The 26,922-nt window shown below is 47.7% G+C and carries 16 protein-coding genes and 3 rRNA genes; 6 read left to right on the forward strand and 13 right to left on the reverse strand.

All coding sequences use genetic code 11. The features are described from left to right. Positions 1–67 precede the first annotated feature (67 nt). Positions 68–1,444 (forward strand): oxygen-independent coproporphyrinogen III oxidase, encoded by a 1,377-nt coding sequence (gene hemN / locus SHEWMR4_RS20395; protein WP_083757955.1) that lies wholly within the window; start codon positions 68–70, stop codon positions 1,442–1,444. 71 nt (positions 1,445–1,515) lie between these two features. Here hemN and add read toward each other — a convergent pair whose 3' ends face one another. Then, complete coding sequence (gene add, locus SHEWMR4_RS20400; protein ID WP_011624633.1) at positions 1,516–2,511, reverse strand: adenosine deaminase; 996 nt, start codon at positions 2,509–2,511, stop codon at positions 1,516–1,518. Between the two features lie 211 nt (positions 2,512–2,722). Here add and SHEWMR4_RS20405 point away from each other — a divergent pair, with 211 nt between their 5' ends. Together SHEWMR4_RS20405 and SHEWMR4_RS20410 are read left to right on the forward strand one after the other, a co-directional pair. Continuing rightward, positions 2,723–4,528: a DUF885 domain-containing protein gene (locus tag SHEWMR4_RS20405; RefSeq protein ID WP_011624634.1), complete on the forward strand. Its 1,806-nt coding sequence runs from the start codon at positions 2,723–2,725 to the stop codon at positions 4,526–4,528. A gap of 102 nt (positions 4,529–4,630) precedes the next feature. Then, positions 4,631–5,644, forward strand: coding sequence for an alpha/beta fold hydrolase (locus tag SHEWMR4_RS20410; protein WP_011624635.1), 1,014 nt, complete (start codon positions 4,631–4,633; stop codon positions 5,642–5,644). Here SHEWMR4_RS20410 and SHEWMR4_RS20415 read toward each other — a convergent pair. The 5 genes from SHEWMR4_RS20415 to ccoG form a co-directional block, all read right to left on the reverse strand. Further along, positions 5,601–8,051 (reverse strand): EAL domain-containing protein, encoded by a 2,451-nt coding sequence (locus SHEWMR4_RS20415; RefSeq protein WP_011624636.1) that lies wholly within the window; start codon positions 8,049–8,051, stop codon positions 5,601–5,603. The genes SHEWMR4_RS20410 and SHEWMR4_RS20415 overlap by 44 nt on opposite strands. A 245-nt stretch (positions 8,052–8,296) precedes the next feature. Next, positions 8,297–8,412 (reverse strand): 5S ribosomal RNA (gene rrf, locus SHEWMR4_RS20420). Between the two features lie 221 nt (positions 8,413–8,633). After that, a 23S ribosomal RNA gene (locus SHEWMR4_RS20425) occupies positions 8,634–11,526 on the reverse strand. A 357-nt stretch (positions 11,527–11,883) separates the two neighbouring features. Further along, positions 11,884–13,426, reverse strand: a 16S ribosomal RNA gene (locus SHEWMR4_RS20430). The 16S, 23S and 5S rRNA genes sit together here, the layout of an rRNA operon. A gap of 560 nt (positions 13,427–13,986) precedes the next feature. Further along, entirely contained in the window at positions 13,987–15,414 is a 1,428-nt protein-coding gene (gene ccoG, locus SHEWMR4_RS20435) for a cytochrome c oxidase accessory protein CcoG (RefSeq protein ID WP_011624637.1), read from the reverse strand. Positions 15,415–15,505: 91 nt separating this feature from the next. Here ccoG and SHEWMR4_RS20440 point away from each other — a divergent pair, with 91 nt between their 5' ends. The 3 genes from SHEWMR4_RS20440 to SHEWMR4_RS20450 all read left to right on the forward strand — a co-directional run bounded on the left by SHEWMR4_RS20440 (position 15,506) and on the right by SHEWMR4_RS20450 (position 17,243). After that, on the forward strand, positions 15,506–15,856 hold the full coding sequence (locus SHEWMR4_RS20440; RefSeq protein WP_011624638.1) for a hypothetical protein: 351 nt from the start codon (positions 15,506–15,508) through the stop codon (positions 15,854–15,856). Positions 15,857–15,972: 116 nt separating this feature from the next. Then, on the forward strand, positions 15,973–16,875 hold the full coding sequence (locus SHEWMR4_RS20445) for a 1,4-dihydroxy-2-naphthoyl-CoA synthase (RefSeq protein ID WP_011624639.1): 903 nt from the start codon (positions 15,973–15,975) through the stop codon (positions 16,873–16,875). A gap of 164 nt (positions 16,876–17,039) precedes the next feature. Beyond that, the gene (locus tag SHEWMR4_RS20450; protein WP_011624640.1) at positions 17,040–17,243 is read left to right on the forward strand and encodes a DUF2061 domain-containing protein; all 204 of its coding nucleotides are present in this window, start codon (positions 17,040–17,042) and stop codon (positions 17,241–17,243) included. 80 nt (positions 17,244–17,323) lie between these two features. Here SHEWMR4_RS20450 and glmS read toward each other — a convergent pair whose 3' ends face one another. From glmS to atpG, 7 genes are all read right to left on the reverse strand, one after another. Continuing rightward, positions 17,324–19,153, reverse strand: coding sequence for a glutamine--fructose-6-phosphate transaminase (isomerizing) (glmS, locus tag SHEWMR4_RS20455; RefSeq protein ID WP_011624641.1), 1,830 nt, complete (start codon positions 19,151–19,153; stop codon positions 17,324–17,326). 75 nt (positions 19,154–19,228) lie between these two features. Then, positions 19,229–19,999, reverse strand: coding sequence for a DeoR/GlpR family DNA-binding transcription regulator (locus SHEWMR4_RS20460; RefSeq protein WP_011627710.1), 771 nt, complete (start codon positions 19,997–19,999; stop codon positions 19,229–19,231). A gap of 201 nt (positions 20,000–20,200) precedes the next feature. Continuing rightward, positions 20,201–22,330 carry a TonB-dependent receptor gene (locus SHEWMR4_RS20465; RefSeq protein ID WP_011624643.1) on the reverse strand — a complete coding sequence of 710 codons (2,130 nt, stop codon included), beginning with the start codon at positions 22,328–22,330 and terminating at the stop codon, positions 20,201–20,203. A 261-nt stretch (positions 22,331–22,591) separates the two neighbouring features. Beyond that, positions 22,592–23,956: a bifunctional UDP-N-acetylglucosamine diphosphorylase/glucosamine-1-phosphate N-acetyltransferase GlmU gene (gene glmU, locus SHEWMR4_RS20470; protein ID WP_011624644.1), complete on the reverse strand. Its 1,365-nt coding sequence runs from the start codon at positions 23,954–23,956 to the stop codon at positions 22,592–22,594. 170 nt (positions 23,957–24,126) lie between these two features. Beyond that, positions 24,127–24,555 carry a F0F1 ATP synthase subunit epsilon gene (locus SHEWMR4_RS20475; protein ID WP_011624645.1) on the reverse strand — a complete coding sequence of 143 codons (429 nt, stop codon included), beginning with the start codon at positions 24,553–24,555 and terminating at the stop codon, positions 24,127–24,129. Between the two features lie 36 nt (positions 24,556–24,591). After that, entirely contained in the window at positions 24,592–25,983 is a 1,392-nt protein-coding gene (gene atpD / locus SHEWMR4_RS20480; RefSeq protein ID WP_011624646.1) for a F0F1 ATP synthase subunit beta, read from the reverse strand. A gap of 35 nt (positions 25,984–26,018) precedes the next feature. After that, positions 26,019–26,879, reverse strand: coding sequence for a F0F1 ATP synthase subunit gamma (atpG, locus tag SHEWMR4_RS20485; RefSeq protein WP_011624647.1), 861 nt, complete (start codon positions 26,877–26,879; stop codon positions 26,019–26,021). Positions 26,880–26,922 lie beyond the last annotated feature (43 nt).

Raw genomic sequence — 26,922 nt, forward strand, 5'->3', positions numbered from 1 at the left:
TCAAGGTTATTTGGCTAAGAACCTTGCATACTTCGCTTGTTGCTAATTTACCCTCGGAGGACACGCCTTGAAGCAGCCCACTCAGATAAGCTGGGATCAGTCTATGATCGAAAAATATAACTACAGCGGTCCCCGTTACACTTCTTACCCAACGGCGCTGGAGTTCGATGATTCATTCACTGAACAAAACCTGTTAACGGCGATTGAAAGCAGTAAGAGCGACAAACTGTCGCTGTACATTCACATCCCCTTCTGCGCCAAACTTTGCTACTACTGTGGCTGTAATAAAGTTATCACTCGCCACGCCCACAAGGCCGATCAATATATCGAGTATTTAAGCCACGAAATTATTAAGCGCGCTCCACTGTTTAAGCACTACACAGTCACCCAAATGCACTGGGGCGGCGGCACTCCAACCTTCTTAAATCCCGAGCAAATTCTGAAGTTAACCGACTTAATCAAGGCTAATTTTAACTTTGCCGCTGAAGGTGAGTTCTCTATCGAAGTTGACCCGCGTGAGATTGAGCTTTCAATGCTAGATACCTTGAAAGAAGCGGGCTTTAACCGCATTTCTATCGGGGTGCAAGACTTCAATAAAGAAGTACAAGTCGCGGTTAACCGTGAGCAGGACGAGCAATTTATTTTCGATTTAATGGCCAAAGCCAAGGCCATGGGATTTGTCTCAACCAATATCGACTTAATTTACGGTCTGCCACATCAGACACCCGAAACATTCGCCGCCACCATGCAGCGCGTGTTAGACCTGTCGCCCGATCGTCTATCCGTGTTCAACTATGCTCATTTACCCGCGCGTTTTGCCGCGCAGCGTAAGATTAAAGATGAACATTTACCTTCGCCAAAACAAAAACTCGAGATGTTGCATCAAACGATCGAAACTTTAACTGGCGCGGGTTATCAGTACATCGGCATGGACCACTTCGCGAAGCCCGACGATGAGCTGGCTAAGTTGCAACGCGAAGGTAAATTGCATCGCAACTTCCAGGGTTATACCACCCAAGAAGAATGCGACCTGCTCGGTCTGGGCGTGTCTTCAATCAGCCAAATCGGCGATTGTTATGCGCAAAATCAGAAGGACATTCGTCCTTACTACGAAGCCATCGACAAAGACGGCCACGCGCTGTGGAAAGGCTGTAGTCTGAACCGTGACGACGAAATCCGCCGTGTCGTGATCAAACAACTGATCTGCCACTTCGATTTAGATATGGCAAAAATGGACGAAAAACTGGGTATTAAGTTTGAGGAATACTTCGCCGAAGACTTAAAACTGCTGCAAACCTTTATCGATGATAAGTTAGTCGACGTCACCGACAGAAAGATCACCATCAGCCCCACTGGCCGTCTGTTGATCCGCAATATCTGTATGTGCTTCGACCTTTACTACCGTCAAAAAGCGCGTCAACAACAGTTCTCCCGTGTGATCTAACACTGACGCATCTCCAATAAAAAATCCGACTCTAATGTCGGATTTTTTTATTGGGCAAAAGAGCCGCTTACTTAAGCTTTAGCCGCATACAGCGCCTTGCGCTCGCTCTCGGATAAAAACGCCATTTCCACCCCGTTGCGTTGCACCTGAGCCAGCTCAGCATCGCTTAGTCTCAGTTCAGACTTAGCAATGCGGTATTCATGCTTGATATCGATCGCACTCACACCCGGATCATCGGTGTTAAGGCTTATCAACACACCGGCATCCATAAAGGTTCTGAAGGGATGTTCTGCATAGGAAGACACGGTCGAGGTGTGCAGGTTGCTGGTTGGGCAAGATTCGATCCCGATACGGTGTTTAGCGAGATATTCCATCAGCTTAGGATCGTGTATCGCATTCACACCATGGCCGATACGTGTTGCACCCAGCTCCTGAATCGCTTGCCACATACTTTGTGAACCGGCCGCTTCCCCCGCATGGGCGGTAATGGCTAAGCCCGCGTCTCGCACCCGCTTAAAGTGTTCGTTAAACAATTCGCCAGGGAAACCCAGCTCATCGCCGGCTAAATCCATCGCGACTAAATGTTGTTTATGGGCGAGCAGGCCTTCAAGCTCCTGAGTACAAGCAGCTTGGCCGAATGAGCGCGACATAATCCCGATAAGATTGATTTTAACTTGGTAATCTTTCAGGCCCGCTTTCACCCCGTCGATAACCGCTTCAACCACACCTTCAATCGGTAGTTTATGGTTCATCGCCATGTAATATGGGCTAAAACGCAGCTCCGCATAATCAAGGCCAGATAACGCCGCATCGGCCACGTTTTCATAGGCGACACGTTTTACCGCATCTAAATCAGCTAGAACTGCCACCATCCAGTCAAGCTTCTTCAAGAAGGCGACTAAGCTGGTTTCTTTCCCCTGAATTTGTACAAATGGCGCGAGAGTCTCTAAAGAATCGGCAGGTAAAGCAATGCCGTGTTGGTGTCCGAGTTCCCAAATGGTGTTCACTCGCACGTTACCATCTAAGTGACGATGCAAATCCACCAATGGAATGGATGTATTGATCATAATTAACCCCTATGTGAACTACCCAGCCAATGCTTTTGTTATTTGGTCTAGGGCGGACCCTAAGTTTAACACGCATTCTTTGGTGTCACTTAACAGACCTCGGGATTTAAATTCACATTCAGTCACAATTCTGCTTAATATGCGTACAACAATCTGGGGAAAACCTCAGGCATAATGACCTCAATAACAACGAAAATATCCGAGATAAATCATGCATAAACTCTTTACCCCAAGCTTACTGATTTGCGCACTTAGTGCCTGTAGCGCGGTTCAGCCCCCAATCGAATCCACCAAACAAACAACGGTAGCCGTTGCGCAGTCCACGGCCAAGACTATGGCCCCAGCACTGCAAGCAATAGTGGATCAAAGTTGGCAACTCCAACTCAGTGCCAGCCCTGAAATGGCCTATGGAATGGGGGATAAGAGTGCTGCGGGTAAACTGCAAGATCTGTCTCCCGAAGCCTTAGCTAAGCTCAATCAGGGACAAATGGCCATTCTCGCCCAATTGAAAGCACTGGATCGCAGCAAACTGAGTAAAGAGGATAAAATCAACGCCCAAATCCTCGAAGATCAGATCCAAAATGAGGTCGACCTGTATAAATACAAGGATTACTACCTGCCGATCACCGCAGAGAGTGGCTTCCACGCCTATATATCTTCCATTGCGCAAGGGCGGTTCAACACTCTAGAGGATTACCAAAACTACCTAGGTAAGCTCAAGGCACTACCGACCTATTTTGCCCAGCAAACCCATTGGTTAAAACAAGGCTTAAAGGAAGGGATTACGCCCCCTAAAGCCACGCTTAAGGGATTTGAAAACAGCATTAGTGCATACATCTTACCGGTAGAGAAAAGTAGTTATTTCAAGCCTTTTACTCAATACCCAAGCCACTTTACTGAGGCGCAAAGAGCGCAACTGACCCAAGAAGGCCGAGCATCGGTCGAGCAGAATGTGCTCCCAACCTATCAGGCTTTTTATGATTTTATGACTCATGAGTATATGCCCAACACTCGGGAAAATATTGCCGCCAACAGCTTACCCGATGGTGATGCCTTCTATGAAAACCGCGTTCGTTACTACACGACCTTAAATATGACCTCGGCCGAAGTGCACGAGCTTGGTTTAAAAGAAGTGAAGCGTATCCGTCAGGAAATGGAGCAAGTCATTAAGTCTGTTGGCTTTAAAGGCAGCTTTGCCGACTTTTTACATTTCTTACGAACCGATCCCCAGTTTTATACTACTAGTGCGGATCAGCTCCTGAAGGAAGCGGCCTTTATTGCCAAAAAAGCAGATGCCATGTTACCTAAATATTTTGGTAAATTGCCGCGAAAACCCTATGGTATCGCGCCAGTGCCTGCCGAAATCGCCCCTAAATACACTTCAGGCCGTTATTCAGGCTCTAATCGTGATGACGAGCCGGGTTACTACTGGGTTAATACCTACGCCTTAGATAAGCGCCCGCTCTATGAACTCGAAGCGCTAACGCTGCACGAAGCCGTGCCCGGGCATCATCTGCAGATTTCACTTAACTCCGAACTGAGCTCATTGCCCGATTTTCGTCGCTACAGCTATATTTCGGCCTTTGGTGAAGGTTGGGGATTGTATAGCGAGTACTTAGGCTTAGAAGCGGGATTCTATCAAGACCCTTACAGTAACTTTGGACGCCTCACTTACGAGATGTGGCGCGCCGCTCGTCTCGTTGTCGATACGGGGATGCACGCCCAAGGTTGGAGTCGAGAACAAGCCATCGAGTTTATGGCGAGCAACACGGCGTTATCGCTCCACAATGTGACCACTGAGATTGACCGCTACATTACCTGGCCAGGGCAAGCGCTCTCCTACAAGATTGGTGAGCTCACCATTAAACGCCTGCGCGTGAAAGCCGAGCAAGCCTTAGGCGATAAATTTGATATTCGCGCCTTCCACGACGCGGTATTAGAAAATGGTTCTGTGCCTATGTCGGTGCTGGAGCAGCAAATAAACGACTTTATCGAAGCGCAAAAAGCCGCGATTTAAGCTCATCCCAAGGGAGCGGGTATTTTCCTGCTCCCTTTCCTGCCCGCCCCAGTTCTCTGATACACTCTAGCAAACCTTTTTGCCCGAGATGCGCGACAGAGTATGAGCCAAACGCCCCTAAACTTTCCAAGGGAAGAGTTTTCCAAGGTAGCTTTTTCAACGGAACACGATTTAAATACTTCTGAACAGCAAGCCTTCTGGCAAACCGTTGTCCAAGACACACTCAAAACGCCCGATGGATTAACCTTGGCCTACATGATGGTCAAACACCCCAAGGCCCATGCCAGCATAGTCATCAGCAGTGGCCGGGTTGAGTCCTACTTAAAGTATCAAGAACTCGTTTTTGATTTGTACCAGCAAGGCTATTCGGTATTTGCTATCGATCACCGCGGCCAGGGATTATCAAGTCGCATGACGGCCAATCCCCATCAAGGCCACGTGAGACGGTTCAACGACTATATCGACGACTTTGCCCTGTTTATGCAAACCGTTGTACTCAAACATGCCACTTCGCCACTGTTCTTGCTCGGGCATTCCATGGGCGGCGCCATCGGTACCTTGTATCTCAAACAACATCCGGATGTGTTTACGGCGGCGGCATTCTCCGCCCCCATGTACGGCATTAAGTTACCTATGCCGAAAGGGTTTGTTCGTTGGCTTGCGAGTAAGCTCGATGCCAGTCTCAACGGCGGGGAACCTAACTATGTCCTCAGCGGGCAAAACTATAAGGCCGCTCCTTTTAAGGGCAATGATCTCACCCATTGCCAGAGTCGTTATCAAGCCTACCGAGAGTTGTACGATGCGGCGCCAAAGCTGCAATTAGGCTCACCCACTAACCGCTGGTTGACTGAATCTTTAGATGCGGCCGATGCCTGTGTATTGGCCACAGCACATATCCGCACGCCTATTCTGATCCTGCAAGCCAGTGAGGATAAGATCGTCGACAATGCCGCACAAAATCTGGCGGTAAGCTCAAATTGCCAATTAAAGGTGATTGCAGGGGCTGCCCATGAGATTTTTATGGAGAAAGATAGCTACCGTAATCAAGCGCTTAATTACGCGCTCGACTTTTTTAAACGCTACGCAACAAGGGACGTGGACAAACAAGCTGTTTAAAGTCATTAACACTTAAGGCACGCGCAATATTGTAGCCTTGGAAATGGGTACAACCTAAGCGGCTAAAGAGTTGCTGTTGCTGCGGTGATTCGACGCCTTTGGCCACAATAGACAAGTTAAAGGCTTGTACCGACTGAATCAGCGCTTGGCTCCAGCTCGTATCCGTCGTTAAGTTAGCGGCACAATGTAAATCGAGCTTCACCTCATTCAAGGGATAGTGACGCAAGCAACTCAAGGCGCCCTGTCCCGCACCAAAGTTATCTAGTGTTATCGCAACCCCAGCTTCCGCGAGCAGACTGATCCTCGGCTGAATAAAGGAGGCAGATGTTAGTAATGCACTCTCGGTTAACTCAATACCCAGCTGATTGTCATCCAGCTCGTAGCGACGGGTTAACGCAACTAATTGCTCGACGAAATCAGCTTGGCAGAAAGAGAAGGTACTGATATTCAGAGTTAAACGTGGCAGGCTAATGCCCTGCTGTTTAAATTGTTTAATCAACTGGCAAACGCGCGTAGCAACATTTAAATCGAGTGATGCAATCAGACCATGGCGCTCGGCGAGGCCAATAAACTTAGCGACGGGGATAATATCACCGTTGGCTAAATGCCAACGGGATAAGACTTCGGCAGCGACTATCTTTCCTTGCATATCCACAACAGGCTGGAACATCAATGACAACTGATTGTCTGTAATCGCACGCTTTAGTTGCTGGCATAACGACAATTCGGGATCTTGAATATTTTCTAAATCAGGATGATAGAAGGCACAGCCGGCCTGCTCGAACGAGTGAGCATGTTGCATCGCTAATTTGGCGCGGCGCAGTGCAATCTCAGGCACGATCGTTTCAATCGAATCCAATAAGCAAATACCAATATTGGTGCTGAAGTTGACACTCTGGTCAGCATGATGAAATGGACGCGATGCTATATGCCTTAACTCAGTCGCGAGTGCCAATGCGCGCCGACCAGCCATCTTAGCGTCAGCCGCCAACTCTTTGATCAAAATTGCAAACTGATCAAGCTCTATATGGGATATCACAATATTTTCAGCAAAATAACTCGAGAGCCTCGCACTCAGTTGCGATAATAATCGTTCAAGCTCATGGGAGGTTAGCGTATTACTAACAGTATGAGTTTCAACGTTAAGTAATAACAAGGCGTCCCAGTGACCAGTGCTGCTTCGCTGGCTAATATATTGGGACAACTGCAGCATAAAGGCTTCGGGGAGCATCCTATGGCCAGTCTCAGATTGCTTAACCAACTCGGCGATCGCGGCATGGTTTCGCTCACTCTCAGACACATCCACATGAATACCAATCATGCGAGTGGGGCGACCGAGATGATCCCAATCAACCAACATGCCACGGTCGAATACCCAGACATAATGGCCATCGCGATGCAGTAAACGATGCACACTCTCAAATTCTTTTGTCTTGCCGCTGACGTATTCCTGCAGACAGTCCAACACGGTTTGTCTATCATCGGGATGCAAACGGCTCTCCCAAGTCTGGAATGCACCTTCGAGTTCGTCGGGCTGATAGCCGATCATTTCCTTCCAGCGATCAGACAAAAACACCTCACCAGTCCGAATATCCCAATCCCAAATACCGTTACGCGAGCCTTCGACCGCAAACAACCAACGTTGCTCACTATCATTTAGCTGCTTGACGGCTCGCGCTAAGCGCTCATGAACCTGTTGCAGACTCGTCTGTAGGGATAAAACCTCGGACGCGCTCCAAGGCACTTGAGTTGAGAATTCTGGAGTACCGACATGCTTGGCCGATTGACTCAACATCTTGAATGGGCGGATCAGCAGATAATATAAAACGAAGGTAAAACCGATTAACAGCAGCGCCCCAAGCCCCCAGACACGCATAAATCTTTGTTGTAACTCGGTAGAAGCTCTCGCAACTAGAGGCGCTAAATCCGACTCGAGATAGACCAGCTCTGTGGCGCCGGGATATTGAGCGTCCACAGGATAATAAGCTTGAATAGATAACCTTTTAGGATTAACAAAAATATTCGCCTGACCAGATTGCACCACCGCATGATGCTGAACCACATCATATCCATCGATGACTTCAATGGCATTGCTATCACGCCAAACTGTATGATTTGCAAAGCGGATCAGGCTATTGGCGTCCAATAAGATATAAACCATGACGTTCATATCCAAGGTCGCCAGAGAGACTTCCTGCTCGATCCGTTCTATGTCTTGTAATGCTTGCGCCGATTGCACCACGGCTTGCATACGTAATAACTGCTGCTTGATCTGGCTGACTTGGCGGTCAGCTAATTCATTTCGCACCAACTCACTCTCATAAAAATACTCAGCCGTAACCAACACCAAATAAAGTGTTAGCATGCATACTGGTATCAATACTGCGAGCGAGAGTTTGCGAAGCATTGGTTGCTAAATGTCTTAAATAAAGAAATGGGCGCCCTGTATGCTAACGGGAAACCCGTTACTAAGCAAAAAGACTTAATAGAAGTGCCGCTATTTTAGACTAAATAATAGAATCTACGGGATAAGAGCTGGGAATCTAAACTCAAACATAAGCTTGAAGAATTGAACGTTAAAATGGAAACGCGAAAAACAAAAAAGCCAGCTTATTCAGCTGGCTTCTTGCTCTCTTTACGAGAATGTTAGGCGCTTGGCGATGACCTACTCTCACATGGGGAGACCCCACACTACCATCGGCGCGATTGCGTTTCACTTCTGAGTTCGGGATGGGATCAGGTGGGACCACAATGCTATTGTCACCAAGCAAATTCTTACTGGTTAATTCTACGTCTGACGGCATTGTTTCCTCACTCCAGTGCTCATGTACTACCGTACACTCCGCCCTTCGCTCGTCACGGCTTTGTCTGCCGTACAATTACCTGCGTAATTAACCTTTATTTGTTAATTTAGAAAGCTGTATTGAGTGCCACTTCTTAAGTGTTTCTATTCGTCTAAGTATCACTTAGTAAAACCCATCTGGGTTGTATGGTTAAGCCTCTCGAGTCATTAGTATCAGTTAGCTCAACGCCTCACAACGCTTACACACCTGACCTATCAACGTCCTAGTCTCGAACGGCTCTTTAGTGGACTTAAAGTCCAAGGGATGACTCATCTTGGGGCTCGCTTCCCGCTTAGATGCTTTCAGCGGTTATCGATTCCGAACATAGCTACCGGGCAATGCCATTGGCATGACAACCCGAACACCAGCGGTTCGTTCACTCCGGTCCTCTCGTACTAGGAGCAACTCCCCTCAATCATCCAACGCCCACGGCAGATAGGGACCGAACTGTCTCACGACGTTCTGAACCCAGCTCGCGTACCACTTTAAATGGCGAACAGCCATACCCTTGGGACCGACTTCAGCCCCAGGATGTGATGAGCCGACATCGAGGTGCCAAACACCGCCGTCGATATGAACTCTTGGGCGGTATCAGCCTGTTATCCCCGGAGTACCTTTTATCCGTTGAGCGATGGCCCTTCCATTCAGAACCACCGGATCACTATGACCTACTTTCGTACCTGCTCGACGTGTCTGTCTCGCAGTTAAGCTGGCTTATGCCATTGCACTAACCGTACGATGTCCGACCGTACTTAGCCAACCTTCGTGCTCCTCCGTTACTCTTTGGGAGGAGACCGCCCCAGTCAAACTACCCACCAGGCACTGTCCTTAACCCCGATTAGGGGCCCAAGTTAGAACATCAACACTACAAGGGTGGTATTTCAAGGACGACTCCACGAGAACTAGCGTTCCCGCTTCAAAGTCTCCCACCTATCCTACACATGTAGGGTCAATGTTCAGTGCCAAGCTATAGTAAAGGTTCACGGGGTCTTTCCGTCTAGCCGCGGGTATACGGCATCTTCACCGCAATTTCAACTTCACTGAGTCTCGGCTGGAGACAGCGTGGCCATCATTACGCCATTCGTGCAGGTCGGAACTTACCCGACAAGGAATTTCGCTACCTTAGGACCGTTATAGTTACGGCCGCCGTTTACCGGGGCTTCGATCATGAGCTTCTCTTGCGATAACCCAATCAATTAACCTTCCGGCACCGGGCAGGCGTCACACCGTATACGTCATCTTGCGATTTTGCACAGTGCTGTGTTTTTGATAAACAGTTGCAGCCACCTGGTATCTGCGACTGCCGTCAGCTTAGGGAGCAAGTCCCATCACCAACAGCAGCGTACCTTCTCCCGAAGTTACGGTACCATTTTGCCTAGTTCCTTCAGCCGAGTTCTCTCAAGCGCCTTGGTATTCTCTACCCGACCACCTGTGTCGGTTTGGGGTACGATTCCCGCTAACCTGAAGCTTAGAAGATTTTCCTGGAAGCATGGCATCAACTACTTCATCCCCTTGGGGACTCGTCATCAGCTCTCAGTGTATAGTGACCCGGATTTGCCTAAGTCACCCACCTACCACCTTAAACGCGGACTACCAACGCCGCGCTAGCCTAGCCTTCTCCGTCTCTCCATCGCAGTTAGCGGAAGTACAGAAATATTAATCTGTTTCCCATCGACTACGCCTTTCGGCCTCGCCTTAGGGGTCGACTCACCCTGCCCCGATTAACGTTGGACAGGAACCCTTGGTCTTTCGGCGAGGGGGTTTTTCACCCCCTTTATCGTTACTCATGTCAGCATTCGCACTTCTGATACCTCCAGCGTGGGTTACCCCTTCACCTTCAACGGCTTACAGAACGCTCCTCTACCGCGCAACCCTAATGGATTGCACCCGTAGCTTCGGTGGTATGTTTAGCCCCGTTACATCTTCCGCGCAGGCCGACTCGACTAGTGAGCTATTACGCTTTCTTTAAATGATGGCTGCTTCTAAGCCAACATCCTAGCTGTCTAAGCCTTCCCACATCGTTTCCCACTTAACATACACTTTGGGACCTTAGCTGACGGTCTGGGTTGTTTCCCTTTTGACGACGGACGTTAGCACCCGCCGTCTGTCTCCCGGATAGCACTCTTTGGTATTCGGAGTTTGCAAAGGGTTGGTAAGTCGGGATGACCCCCTAGCCTTAACAGTGCTCTACCCCCAAAGGTGTTCGTCCGAGGCGCTACCTAAATAGCTTTCGAGGAGAACCAGATATCTCCCGGTTTGATTGGCCTTTCACCCCCAGCCACAAGTCATCCGCTAATTTTTCAACATTAGTCGGTTCGGTCCTCCAGTTGATGTTACTCAACCTTCAACCTGCCCATGGCTAGATCACCGGGTTTCGGGTCTACGCCTTGCAACTAAACGCGCAGTTAACACTCGGTTTCCCTACGGCTCCGCTATTCGCTTAACCTCGCTACAAAACGTAAGTCGCTGACCCATTATACAAAAGGTACGCAGTCACGGTCTCAAGTACCGCTCCCACTGCTTGTACGTATACGGTTTCAGGTTCTATTTCACTCCCCTCACAGGGGTTCTTTTCGCCTTTCCCTCACGGTACTGGTTCACTATCGGTCAGTCAGGAGTATTTAGCCTTGGAGGATGGTCCCCCCATATTCAAACAGGATATCACGTGTCCCGCCTTACTCGTTTTCATCAAAGGTTAGTTTTCGTGTACGGGGCTATCACCCTGTGCCGCTGGACTTTCCAGACCATTCCACTAACACCCCTCTGACTTAAGGGCTAATCCCCGTTCGCTCGCCGCTACTAGGGGAATCTCGGTTGATTTCTTTTCCTAAGGGTACTTAGATGTTTCAGTTCCCCTCGTTTGCCTCACTACACTATGTATTCATGCAGTGATAACAGCTTATGCTGCTGGGTTCCCCCATTCGGACATCGTTAGCTCAAATGCTTGTTACTAGCTCGCCAACGCTTTTCGCAAGTTACTACGTCCTTCATCGCCTCTGACTGCCAAGGCATCCACCGTATACGCTTAGTCGCTTAACCATACAACCCAAATGAGTTTCACTTGAATTGTTGCGACCAGCTGGTTTTACTTGTCTCATCTTCGACCAAGAAGATGGACTCGCCTTAGACTTGAATATTCAAGACACTTAAAAAGTGTTTTAAGAACTCAATTTTTTTCGTATTAACACAACGACAGACATCATTGCATTAATTACTATCAGCTTTCCAAATTGTTAAAGAACAATGCTTACCGGCACGCGGCGCATTTCGCTCTCCCTCCTCTTTCGAGAAGTTCAACAAGCCATCTGTGTGAACACTCAGGCACATGGATGTGCCGTGTGTAAGAAACGCATGGAGCAGTTTCTTACCAACCAAACATCGAGTTAGTCGTATAGGTAAGGAGGTGATCCAGCCCCAGGTTCCCCTAGGGCTACCTTGTTACGACTTCACCCCAGTCATGAACCACAAAGTGGTGAGCGCCCTCCCGAAGGTTAAGCTACCCACTTCTTTTGCAGCCCACTCCCATGGTGTGACGGGCGGTGTGTACAAGGCCCGGGAACGTATTCACCGTGGCATTCTGATCCACGATTACTAGCGATTCCGACTTCATGGAGTCGAGTTGCAGACTCCAATCCGGACTACGACGAGCTTTGTGAGATTAGCTCCACCTCGCGGCTTTGCAACCCTCTGTACTCGCCATTGTAGCACGTGTGTAGCCCTACTCGTAAGGGCCATGATGACTTGACGTCGTCCCCACCTTCCTCCGGTTTATCACCGGCAGTCTCCCTAGAGTTCCCGCCATTACGCGCTGGCAAATAAGGATAGGGGTTGCGCTCGTTGCGGGACTTAACCCAACATTTCACAACACGAGCTGACGACAGCCATGCAGCACCTGTCTCAGAGTTCCCGAAGGCACTAAGCTATCTCTAGCGAATTCTCTGGATGTCAAGAGTAGGTAAGGTTCTTCGCGTTGCATCGAATTAAACCACATGCTCCACCGCTTGTGCGGGCCCCCGTCAATTCATTTGAGTTTTAACCTTGCGGCCGTACTCCCCAGGCGGTCTACTTAATGCGTTAGCTTGAGAGCCCAGTGTTCAAGACACCAAACTCCGAGTAGACATCGTTTACGGCGTGGACTACCAGGGTATCTAATCCTGTTTGCTCCCCACGCTTTCGTGCCTGAGCGTCAGTCTTTGTCCAGGGGGCCGCCTTCGCCACCGGTATTCCTCCAGATCTCTACGCATTTCACCGCTACACCTGGAATTCTACCCCCCTCTACAAGACTCTAGTTTGCCAGTTCGAAATGCAATTCCCAGGTTGAGCCCGGGGCTTTCACATCTCGCTTAACAAACCGCCTGCGCACGCTTTACGCCCAGTAATTCCGATTAACGCTTGGACCCTCCGTATTACCGCGGCTGCTGGCACGGAGTTAGCCGGTCCTTCTTCTGTAGGTAACGTCACAGCTGCAAGGTATTAACTTACAACCTTTCCTCCCTACTGAAAGTGCTTTACAACCCGAAGGCCTTCTTCACACACGCGGCATGGCTGCATCAGGGTTTCCCCCATTGTGCAATATTCCCCACTGCTGCCTCCCGTAGGAGTCTGGGCCGTGTCTCAGTCCCAGTGTGGCTGATCATCCTCTCAGAACAGCTAGGGATCGTCGCCTTGGTGAGCCATTACCTCACCAACTAGCTAATCCCACCTAGGTTCATCCAATCGCGAGAGGCCCGAAAGTCCCCCTCTTTCCCCCGTAGGGCGTATGCGGTATTAGCAGTCGTTTCCAACTGTTATCCCCCTCGACTGGGCAGATCCCTAGGCATTACTCACCCGTCCGCCGCTCGCCACCTCATAAGTAAACTTACTTGTGCTGCCGCTCGACTTGCATGTGTTAGGCCTGCCGCCAGCGTTCAATCTGAGCCATGATCAAACTCTTCAATTAAAAGTTTTTTTGTTTAACTCGCGTTAAACGACTCAATGAATTCTACTGTTTTGATTCGCTTTGCTCACTAAGAAGCATCGCGTTTCAATTCATATATTACTGTATGTACATATTGCTATGAACACTCATTCATTGATTTAATTCTTTGATTACTCGCCAAACGGCAGAGTAATTTCGATTAACTCAACACCTGTGAGTGTCCACACAGATTTCTTGTTTAGATTGTTAAAGAGCATTTGACCATTCACTTCGCGTTACCGCTCAGCGGGTCAGGGCTGCGTATTCTACGCATTTCCCTTGTCGCGTCAAGGCGTTTTTGCAAACTTCTTGAGGCTTTCGAATCAACTGCACATTTTGCATTCGATTCGAACTGTCACCGCGCTTGCTTTCGCTGTCTGCCGTGTCAGTGGATGCGCATTATAGGCAGCAGAACTTTTTGTGCAAGGGCTTTTTGACAGAAAATTTCGATTAATCATCTAGACGCCTAGATATCCAGCAACATGAATAAAAAAGGGGCTAAACAGCCCCTTTTTCAATGCATTTACTTAACAAAATACTTACTACGGACTGAAGAAACGCGATTCTTGCTCGACTTCGACTTCTTCACCATCGATATGGGTTTTCACTTTTATCTCGATGTTGGTCACTGAACGCGAAAGCTCGACAGGATCGACGCCTACACTAATAGGTAGAGTCAGAACCTCTCCACCCGCAATAGTTACTGAAGTGGGGCCGTACCATTTATAGTTGTTAAGTCCTTCTACACTCATAGTGTACTCATGGACTTGTTCAGTCTTATTCAGAATTTTCAGGGTGAAGGTGTTTTCAATCAACCCCTGATTGTTTTCCCGATAGAGTTGGTTACGGTCACGGATAATATCCATACGCACTGGCGCAATTGTCGCGCTTGCATAGATAAAGATCAGAATCATGGCGACCAACACTACGCCATAGCCCACCAGCTTAGGACGTAATACCTTCTCTTTTATACCTTCGAGTTTATTCTCTGTGGTATAGCTAATCAGCCCCAGAGGATATCCCATCCGCTCCATGGTTTGATCACAAGCATCGATACAGGCGCCACAGTTGATACATTCGTATTGCAGACCATTACGAATATCGATACCAGTAGGACACACTTGGACACAGAGGTCGCAATCGATACAGTCGCCTAAACCCATTTCTTTAGGATCGGCTTTACGTGAACGTGGACCTCGGGTCTCACCGCGTTTGGTATCGTAACCGACAATATAAGTGTTTTTATCAAACATCGCCGCTTGGAAACGGGCATAGGGACACATGTGAATACACATGATCTCTCGCATCCATCCCGCATTGCCGTATGTTGCAAAGGTAAAAAACACCACCCAGAAATAGATAGCGCCAGAAGCATTAAGGGTAAACACATCGACATAGACTTCACGGCTAGGCACAAAATAAGACACGAAGGTCATAGCTGTGAGTAGCGAAAGTAAAATCCAAGCCGTGTGTTTTGCGGTTTTGCGCCAAATTTTGTCAAAATTCCATGGCATTTGATCTAGCTTGATGCGTTTATTGCGTGCGCCTTCGAGTTTTTCCTCGAACCAGATGAACATAAATGTCCACACGGTTTGCGGGCAGGTATAACCACACCAAACTCGGCCAAGATAGGTTGTGACGAAAAACAACGCAAAGGCGGCTATCATAAAGAGAGCGGCAAGTAAGGTGAGATCCTGAGGCCAAATAGTAAGGCCAAAGACGTGAAACTTCTGTTCGCCCAGATTGAACCAAACGGCTTGACGGTCTCCCCAAGGGATCCACGGCAGAATAAGGAAGAAGAGCATTGCGACCCAACCCATACGGCGGCGTACGCTACTCCATAATCCATCGATTGCCCGGACATAAATCCGGTTGCGGGGGTTAAAGCGATCAGCCTTATTTTCATCTGGCTGGTGAATCTTAATTCGATTGGTTTTCGAATAGTCCTTGTTATTAGATTCTGCGTTCATCGTGACAGCCTTTTACTGCTTTAATATTGGACGAAAACTGGCTTATTATACCCATATTATTAATGGTTATTCACTTATGTTGGACTAAAAGATGAAAGGTTGGATCATATTAGCGCTCCTGTGTGGTGCATTATATTACTTATACACCGAAACAGACAAATTAGATGCACCTATAGCTAAAACAGAGGAAATGGTTCAGAAGATAGAAAACAAAATGGGTTCGATGACGGGCACCCAAATTATTAAGATCGATCAGAAGCGCACTAAGGCTCGAAAAGACATTTTGGAGCGACTATCGGCTCCTGAAGTCGAAGAATTTAATAAAATCCCACTCACCGAAGACGGTATTGCCGATTTTAAAGAGATCTACTGCGGCACGAAAGCGCCTGAGCATCCCATTTTTAGCCGAGATAACCTGTTTTTTATCTGCGATAACCTCTAATCCCACTTACAGGCAAACGGAATTTTGCAGCCCATCACTAAGCATGACGCTTAGGCGATTGACCAAAGACATGATTCCGCCTAGCCTTTGAACTTCAATTACATAGGCCTTGTATCATGACTAAACCAGTATCAGATATTTTTGATCCCGCACTGTGGGATGAAGTCAGCGGATTTAATTTCGACGATATCACTTACCATAGAGCCAAAGCCCACGGCACAGTGCGTATCGCCATCAACCGTGCAGATTGCCTCAATGCCTTCCGCCCAAAGACGGTCGACGAGTTGTATATCGCCCTCGATCACGCTCGCCAATGGTCCGATGTAGGTTGTGTGTTACTCACAGGCAATGGCCCCTCCGCCAAAGGACAATATTCGTTTTCCTCCGGTGGCGATCAGCGCATTCGCGGCAAAGATGGTTATAAATATGAAGGCGCCGAAGAAGGCAAAGCCGATTTAGCCAGAATGGGGCGTTTACATATCCTCGAAGTCCAACGATTGATCCGCTTTATGCCTAAGGTGGTGATCGCTGTCGTGCCTGGTTGGGCGGTTGGTGGCGGCCATAGTTTACACGTTGTCTGCGACTTAACCTTAGCCTCGAAGGAACACGCTGTCTTCAAACAAACCGATCCCGATGTCGCGAGTTTCGATTCTGGCTATGGTAGCGCTTATCTTGCCAAGATGATTGGCCAAAAGCGCGCGCGAGAAATTTTCTTCTGTGGCTTTAACTACAGTGCCGATGAAGCCTTTGCCATGGGAATGGTCAATAAATCGGTTCCCCATGCCGAACTCGAAGTTGAAGCATTAAGATGGGCCAAAGAGATTAACTCCAAATCGCCAACAGCGATGCGTATGTTGAAGTACGGCTTTAACATGACAGACGATGGCATGGTCGGCCAGCAACTGTTTGCGGGTGAAGCGACGCGTTTAGCCTATGCCAGTGCAGAAGCTCAAGAAGGGCGCGATGCTTTCCTCGAGAAACGCGATCAGGACTTCTCAGCGTTTCCTTGGCATTACTAATCGAAGCTGATTGCTATATGCCCTCATTTGAGGGCTTTATATTTTTTAGCACTTATAGATAGAAAAAACCGTTTAAACTAATCTCAAAATACGGGTTTAAATTTTAATGAGAATTGTTATCATCTAATTATTCCCAATTGAGGCTAACATTAGAGGATAAGAACATGACCAAGACATTCACTTTTGCCGTATTACATTTCAGCGTTGCCTTCACCGTTACCTATTTATTAACCGGTAGTGTTTTGGTTGGTGGTGCCGTCGCATTAGTTGAGCCAGCGATAAACACCGTAGTGTTTTATTTCCACGATAAAGTATGGAAACGTTTAGAAGCAAAAAAGCAACACGCGCTTGAGACTGTAACAGCTTAAAAAGTTAAGCCACCAGCACATTCTCTAATAAAGCCCCAATAAAAAAACCGCCATTTAGGCGGTTTTTTATTGCTTCCGATTTATTCCACCGTCACCGATTTAGCGAGGTTTCGCGGTTGATCCACATCGGTGCCCTTAATTAAGGCAACGTGATACGACAGCAACTGTAATGGGATAGTGTAAATCAGCGGTGCCATAAATATATCGCAGTGTGGAACTGGGATAACCTTCATGGTCTCGTCAGATTCAAACTCAGCATCCACATCGGCAAAGACATACATTAAACCACCACGGGCACGCACTTCTTCAACGTTAGATTTCAGCTTTTCTAACAGTTCATTGTTTGGCGCGACCACGATGACGGGCATGTCGGCATCAATCAACGCCAGTGGGCCATGTTTCAACTCACCAGAGGCATACGCCTCAGCATGGATATAAGAGATCTCTTTAAGTTTCAGCGCACCTTCCATCGCAATCGGGTACTGATCGCCACGGCCAAGGAATAAGGCATGGTGTTTGTCGGCAAAATCTTCCGCCAATTCAGCAATCGCATCATCTAAGCTCAATGCTTGTTCCACTTTGGCTGGCATAGACTGTAGGCTTTGAGTGATCTCCGCCTGCATTTGCTCCGACATGCCATTATGGCGACCGATCACCGCCGTCAGCATTAACAAACCAGCCAACTGCACAGTAAAGGCTTTGGTAGAGGCCACACCAATCTCAGCACCCGCTTTCATCATGTATGCCATGTCAGACTCACGGACTAAGGAAGAGCCAGGTGCGTTACAGATAGTTAGCGTCGCCTTGTAACCCATTTCTTTGGCTAGGCGCATCGCCGCCAGCGTATCGGCGGTTTCGCCGGATTGAGAAATGGTCACCAACAGGCTGTTAGGGAATAAATGCGATTTGCGGTAGCGGAATTCAGAGGCGATTTCGACATTACATGAAACGCCAGCCCAATCCTCTAACCAATAACGCGCCGCCATACCTGCATGGTAGCTAGTACCACAGGCAATGATTTGCACGTGTTTAATATCTTTTAAAAACTCTGCGGCATTATCACCAAAAGCCGTGTCGAGCACTTGCTTGTTAGCAATGCGACCTTCGATAGTGCGCGTCAATGCCAATGGCTGCTCATAAATCTCTTTGAGCATATAGTGGCGATATTCACCTTTGTCGCCGGCATCGTGGGTGATTTCTGATTCTTTAACTTCGCGCTCAACTTTATTGCCATGCACATCGAAAATGCTCACGGTGCGACGAGTCACTTCTGCCACGTCACCTTCTTCTAAAAACGCGAAAGAACGGGTCACAGGCAGCAGCGCCAATTGGTCAGATGCAACGAAGTTTTCACCTAAACCAAAACCAATCACTAATGGGCTGCCTGAGCGCGCGACGACCATACGCTCGCTATCGCGGCGGTCGATAACCACAGTGCCATAAGCGCCTTCAAGTTGTTTAACCGTGGCTTGCACAGCGGCCAGTAGGGTGTCGTGCGTTTTTAATTCGTGATGAACTAAATGACAAATCACTTCGGTGTCGGTATCAGAACTGAAGTGATAGCCCAGCTCTTTTAGCATTTCGCGCAGTTTATGATGGTTTTCGATAATGCCATTGTGCACCACGGCAATATCGCCTTCAGATAAATGTGGGTGAGCATTGCGCTCGCTTGGTTCTCCATGGGTAGCCCAACGAGTATGTGCAATACCAGTGCCGCCCGCTAACGGGTCGGTTTCGAGTGCGGCAGAAAGCTCCTGCACTTTACCCACACGGCGAGTACGATTAAGTTCGCCATTGTGGATAACGGCAACACCAGCGGAGTCATATCCACGATATTCTAAACGACGTAAACCTTCGACCAGAATTTCGGCCACATCCCTTTGCGCCACGGCGCCAACGATTCCGCACATAGTTTTTACCTATAAAATGAAAAATAAAAATGAACTTGTTTGAGACATTTGCTTTGGCTTATCACGGGCAAATGCCTAAGGCGAGTAGGGCGCTAAGATGACTTTCACGCCTTGCTCGGTAATTTGGTTAAGGGCGCTCTCTTCGATGCGAGCATCGGTAACTAGCACACTGATTTGCGACCAAGGTAGTTCTAAGTTAGGTATCCGCTTACCAATTTTGTCCGAATCCACCATAACGATCACTTCGCGGGAAACCTCTGCCATCACCTTACTTAAGCCCGTTAGCTCATTAAAGGTGGTGGTGCCGCGCGCTAAATCGATACCGTCGGCACCGATAAAGAGTTGGTCGAAGTTATAGGAGCGTAATACTTGCTCGGCTACTTGCCCCTGAAACGACTCGGAATGCGGATCCCAGGTTCCACCGGTCATCAATAGAGTGGGCTCATTTTCAAGCTCATGAATCGCATTGGCCAAATGCAGGGCATTGGTCATGACCACCAGCCCACGCTTGTGATTCAGCTCGGCGATCAGGCCTGAAGTGGTGGTGCCACTGTCGATAATGATGCGATTGTGATCTTTGATCAGCTGCGCCGCTGCTTTAGCAATGGATAACTTATTAGGGGCAATCTTGGCAGAAAACTGTTGCGTGACTTCATCGGGAATAGCCACAGCACCACCATAGCGGCGCAGCAATAGTCCGGTTTTTTCAAGTTCTGCCAAGTCTTTACGAATAGTCACTTCTGAGGTTTCGAAACGTAATGACAACTCATCGACACTCACTTCACCCTGTTCATTCAGAATGCTGATAATACTGTGACGTCGTTGCTGTGTGTTTCGTTTATTCATAAAACCTTTCATTTAACTTTCGATTCGAAAGTTACATTATAGAGAAACGAAACATTTTTGCTAGTATTCGAAAGATAATTTCGAATCAAGATGGGTAGATTTTAAATTGGATTAATTAACTTTATGAAAAATAATAAAAAAGCAGTTCACCTATCGATGAACTGCTTTAAGCGAGCTAAAACTTAAGCGTAGAAAGTGAAATTAGAACTTAGCTTCAAGTGCCACGCTGAAGTTACGGTCTTGGCCTAGAGTCACCATATTGTATTGGCCGCCATCAATATAATCGGTATCAAACAGGTTTCTCACGTTCGCGCGGAGGCTTACGTCTTTACCCATAATATCCATAGTGTAGGCAGCACCAATATCGAAGCGAACATAACCGTCTTTACTGATAGTGTTATCCACGTTTGCAAAACGCTCGCCAACATAGATAGCACCGAAGTTCATTGCAAAGTTATCGGTCACTTCATAACGAGTCCAGATATTCGCCGACCATTCAGGGGCATCGATAGGCGTTTTACCTTCGCGCTCATCACCCGTTTGATACTCAGCATCGAGGTACATCATAGATGAAGTCACAAACCAGCTATCGCCTAGCTTACCTTGGGCACCGACTTCAAAGCCGCGGTGTTTTTGCTCTCCGCCTTGGGTGGTGATTGAAGTGTATTTTCCATCCTCACTTCGTGGGTCACTTGCTGTCAGCACCTCATTTATAGAGATATTCTCCAGTGTGACATCAAATACCGCAGCCGTTAATAACAAGCTATCGTCAAACAGTTCCCACTTAGTCCCTACTTCATATTGAATGCCATATTCTGGTTTAAGGTTAGTGTCATGATTAACATTTAGAGGGTCGGTAATACCACCTTGCGGTGTAAAGCTCTTAGAGTAGTTAACATATATGCTGCCATTGGTCATTGGTGAGTAGATCACCCCAAATTTAGGCGATACGGCATAACTGTTTTCACCAAAACCATCTTTTTTCTGTTCGTCATAACGAACCCCTGCAAGCAATTTCCATTGTTCATTGATGGTCATTAAATCTTGCAGATAGAAACCGTAGTATTTGTATTCACTTTCAGATTTTGTGCTATCACGATGATAGTCTAAATCTGGTTTTGCTACGGGTTGACCAGGAATAACTGTAATCATCCCTTTGGTTGCTTGATTAACATATCTCTCAATATATTGACCATAATAGTAGTCTAAGTAGTTAGCACCTATAAGGAGTTGGTGCTCCATACCCGCTAATGCAAACTCGCCCGTAAAATCGACATAAGCGGTTTTATGTTGCCAGTCGTCGTAACGATCGAATGGCTTTATTTTATAACCACTAGTAAATGGATCTTCATTATATTGCGGTGCAGAATCGAAACGCTGGCGATTAAACTGTTGATCGTTATAGCCCAGTTTAACTTTCCAATCGTCATTCATATGCCAAGTTAAATCGGCACCTAAGTTTGAAACCGTGTTATCGGTAAAGGCCCAAGGCGCATCCCAGATGGTTTTACGCTGGCCGACAACATTGCCTTGCTTATCTAACCAACTGCCAGCATCGATACCGGTTTTATCTTGGGTATGGTCGTATTTCAGTGACAATAACAGATCATCACTGATATCGAATTCTAGGTTCAAATAACCTAACCAACGATCACGCTCTTGGTTTTCATCGGTCGTTGAATATTCACGCCAGTATTTGGTGTCTTGTTTGACTAACACACCGCGATAACGAATGCTCTGAGCCTCGTTTAAGCTGCCACCAGCGTCTAACTGTGCGCGGGTAGAGCCGTAACCGTCGGTATCAAACCCTAAGTTGAGCATAGAATCGTAGGTAGGCTTCTTGGTGACCATATTCACCAAACCGCCAGGACCAGATTGGCCATACAACATGCTCGAAGGGCCTTTAAGCACTTCAACCTGTTGCAGGGTTTCGATAGGTTGGACGTAATGAGACCATTGCTGGTGGCCGTTGATCAGATAACCGTTGCCCGAATCTAATTCAAAACCACGAATACTGAAGACTTGGCGGTTCCAGCGAGTGGTACCCGCAGTAACACTTGAATCGTTAACTAAGACTTCGGCAAGGTTAGTCGCTAATTGCTCATCGGTCACAAAGTCGGGGATCACGTTCACTGATTGTGGGGTATCCATTAAATCGATATCACCACGCATAGCGCCCGATGCACTACCTACTTTATAGTCATTAAAAGTACGGCCAGTGACATTAATACGCTCAATATTTGTATCATTTGGCGCTTCGGCCATGACAGGCATAGCCGCCATTAATGCAGACCCAACGGCCAAACCCACAACTGAATATTTAAATACCATTGCCAACACCTCAAGTAGACCTTTCGTCTTAGAATTGCAGGCAATATAAATAAGAATTGTTTTTATTTAAGGTTCTTTACACGAATTTACAATCTAGCGTGACTTAGATCAAGTTTGAATAAAAACAACGAATTAGCCATAACACACTTAGATTAATTCAAGCTTAATCCAGTGATTTTCTGTAAATAGTTGAGATTCCTCTTTTGACTAAAAACATAAAAGCGGCTACTGCCGCTTTTATGTTTGCTCAGAATGAAGCTCTTACTTCTTAATCTTTACCGGACGTTGCCAGCCTGTCAGATGTTTTTGCTTAACACGGGTGATCACTAGCTCATCCTCACCCACGTCACGGGTAATGGTTGACCCCGCACCGAGCGTCGCGCCTTTACCAATGGTCACCGGCGCCACCAGCTGAGTATCACTCCCCACAAACACATTATCTTCAATCACGGTTAAGTGTTTATTGGCACCATCGTAATTACAGGTAATAGTGCCGGCACCAATATTCACACCCGCCCCGATTTGCGCATCGCCTAAATAGGCTAAGTGACCCGCCTTAGAACCTACACCTAACACGGCTTTTTTCATCTCAACGAAGTTGCCGATATGCGCATCTTGCATCAGTTCGGCACCAGGGCGCAAACGGGCAAAAGGCCCCGCACTGGCGGCAACGCCTAGCTTAGCGCCTTCGATAATAGAGTAAGGTTTGATTTCGGCATTATCGGCAATTTCGCAGTCGATAAGAATCGCACCAGCGCCGATGCTAACGTTATTACCAATCACTACTTTACCTTCGAAAATCACGTTAACATCGACCATCACATCCATACCCACGGTCACTTCACCACGGATATCGATACGGCTTGGGTCACGTAGATTAGCACCAGCAATCATTAACTTTTCGGCTTCACGGGCCTGATAAGCGCGCTCGAGTTGTGCAAGCTGCACGCGGTTATTAGCACCTTCCACCTCGATGGCTGATTGTGGCTGAGCGGTATTAATTTCAACGCCATCGGCGTGGGCCATGGCGATAATGTCGGTCAGGTAGTATTCACCCTGAGCATTGTTATTCGATAGGCGGCCAAGCCAGGTTTTTAATGCCTTGCCCGGCACTGCCATTATGCCGGTATTGATTTCATTGATGGCTAACTGTTCAGCATTGGCATCCTTTTGCTCGACGATGCCGACAACCTTGCCTTGCTCGCGCACAATACGACCATAGCCTGTCGGGTTAACAAGGTTGACGGTTAAAATCGCCACGCCATGATCAGGACGCGCAGCGAGCAAGGCTTCCAGGGTCGAGGCTTGGATCAAGGGCACATCACCGTAAAGGATCAGCACAGTGTCATTGTCGTCGATATTAGGAATCGCCTGAGCAACCGCATGGCCAGTGCCTAACTGCTCGGCTTGCAACATCCAATTTAATTGCTGCTCACCCAGTGCGGATTTTAATTTGTCGGCGCCATAGCCGTAGACCAGTTGAATGGCATCGCTGCCGATACTGTGGGCGGTATCGATAACATGCTGCACCATGCTCTTGTGGGCGATAGGATGTAATACCTTGGGAAGATCCGAGCGCATGCGAGTTCCTTTTCCTGCCGCTAAGATCACTACATTTAATGCCATTGCCATATCCTTGATTAACATCCCAAAGGGATAAACTAAGCTCGATTTAATGGCGCAATTTTAACGGAAAGGCGCAGCAAAGCGAAAGGCAGATCTCAAAACGCAGCGAAAAAACCAACAAAAAAGGCGGGTATCTTTCGATAACCGCCTTTTATCACAAACAATAACCTTTATCTGGCAATGTTTTTCTTGATGGTTTCAACAACACGTAATTGAGCCATTGCTTTCGCTAACTCAACCATAGCGGCGTCATAATTGAAGTCCGCACCCGCAGTCGCCATATGGGCTTCTGCACGACGCTTGGCTTCTAATGCTGCCTGCTCATCAATATCTTTGGCACGCATAACCACATCAGCCAACACAGAAACAGAAGAAGGTTGTACTTCCAGTAAACCACCAGAAAGATAAAACACTTCTTCGCTGCCGTCTTGTTTGACGATGCGCGCCATGCCAGGTTTGATATAGCTTAACAGTGGAGCGTGGCCATGCATGATGCCCAACTCACCTTCAGAACCGGTCACTTGTAGGCTAGCTACGCGACCTGAGAAGATGCTGCTCTCTGCGCTTACTATATCAAGCTGTACTGTCATGGCTGCCATCCCGTTCTCCTTAAAAAACTAAGTATGACTACTTAGTTATTTCTTTTTGTTAGCTTTCTCGACAGCTTCGTCGATAGAACCAACCATGTAGAACGCTTGTTCTGGAATGTGATCGAACTCACCACTCAGAATTCCCTTGAAGCCACGGATAGTGTCTTTCAGAGAAACGTACTTACCAGGAGAACCAGTAAAGACTTCTGCTACGTGGAAAGGCTGAGACAAGAAACGCTCAATCTTACGTGCACGGGAAACGGTCATCTTATCGTCGTCTGACAGTTCGTCCATACCGAGAATCGCAATGATGTCTTTCAGCTCTTTGTAGCGTTGCAGAACAGTTTGTACACCGTTAGCTACGTCATAGTGCTCTTGACCAACCACTAATGGATCTAATTGACGAGAAGTAGAATCCAGTGGGTCAACCGCTGGGTAAATACCCAGAGAAGCGATTTGACGTGACAATACAACAGTCGCATCTAAGTGAGCGAAGGTTGTTGCTGGTGACGGGTCAGTCAAGTCGTCCGCAGGTACGTATACCGCTTGTACAGAGGTAATAGAACCAGTCTTAGTTGAAGTAATACGCTCTTGCAGAACGCCCATTTCTTCAGCCAGAGTTGGTTGGTAACCTACCGCAGAAGGCATACGACCTAACAGTGCTGATACTTCAGTACCGGCTAGGGTGTAACGGTAGATGTTGTCAACGAACAACAGAACGTCACGACCTTCGTCACGGAATTTTTCAGCCATAGTCAGACCGGTCAGTGCTACACGCAGACGGTTTCCTGGTGGCTCGTTCATTTGACCATATACCATGGCTACTTTGTCGAGAACGCCAGAATCCTTCATCTCGTAGTAGAAGTCGTTACCCTCACGAGTACGCTCACCTACACCGGCGAATACAGAAAGACCTGAGTGAGCTTTAGCGATGTTGTTGATCAGTTCCATCATGTTAACTGTCTTACCAACACCCGCACCACCGAACAGACCTACTTTACCACCCTTAGCGAATGGACATACAAGGTCGATAACCTTGATACCAGTCTCTAACAGTTCAGTCGTGTTTGATTGATCTTCGTATGAAGGAGCGCTGCGGTGAATAACATAACGTTCTTCTTCGCCAATTGCGCCAGCTTCATCAATAGGCTCGCCTAAAACGTTCATGATACGGCCAAGAGTGGCGGTACCAACAGGAACAGAAATAGGTGAACCTGAGTTTACTACCTCAAGACCACGACGCAGACCATCAGAAGTACCCATAGCGATGGTACGAACTACACCACCACCTAGTTGTTGCTGAACTTCCAGCACCAAACCATTACAGGAGCCTTCACCTACGATCTTCAGAGCGTCATATACCTGAGGTACGGCATCTTGTGGAAACTCTACGTCCACAACCGCGCCAATCACTTGGACAACAGTACCTGTGCTCATGATTAATCCTCTAAAACTTGTATTCGTTACCTAACCTAAACCGCAGAGGCACCAGAAACAATTTCCGACAGTTCCTGCGTAATCGCAGCCTGACGAGCCTTGTTATAGACCAATTGCAAATCGTCAATCAGTGTACCTGCGTTGTCTGTTGCCGCCTTCATTGCCACCATACGGGCAGCCTGTTCAGAAGCAATGTTTTCAACAACACCTTGGTAAACCTGAGATTCTACATAACGAACCAATAAGGTATCCAAAAGGGCTTTTGGATCTGGCTCGTAGATATAGTCCCAACGATGAGCAACCTCATCATCTTCCGATTTAGGCAAAGGTAGCAGCTGCTCGATCACAGGAGTCTGCGTCATAGTGTTTACAAACTTGTTGAACACTACGTACAGACGATCCAGTTTGCCTTCGTTGTAAGCATCTAGCATCACACGTACTGTCCCGATCAGGTCAGCGAGCTTTGGAGCATCGCCTAAACCTGAAGCATGGGCAGATACCTGACCGCCAAAGCTTTTGAAAAACTGAACACTACGAGCACCAATTGGGCAAAATTCAAATTCTGCACCTTGCTCTTTCCAGCTTTTCACGTCTGCCACAACCTTTTTAAAGAGGTTGACGTTCAGACCACCACAAAGGCCACGGTCGGTTGCTACAACAATGTAACCAACCCGCTTAGCCTCTCTCACCTCTAAGTAGGGGTGTTTATACTCGAGAGAACCTTGCGCGACGTGACCGATCACCTTACGCATGCTTTCCGCGTATGGACGGCTTGCAGCCATGCGGTCCTGCGCTCTGCGCATTTTGCTGGCTGCCACCATTTCCATGGCGGACGTGATCTTCTGAGTGTTTTTCACACTCGCGATCTTGGTTTTAATCTCTTTAGCGCCGGCCATCTCTACTCTCCAATCTGGACCTGAGGTGCCTTAAGACACCTCT

Source organism: Shewanella sp. MR-4 (assembly GCF_000014685.1).
Lineage (GTDB): Bacteria > Pseudomonadota > Gammaproteobacteria > Enterobacterales > Shewanellaceae > Shewanella.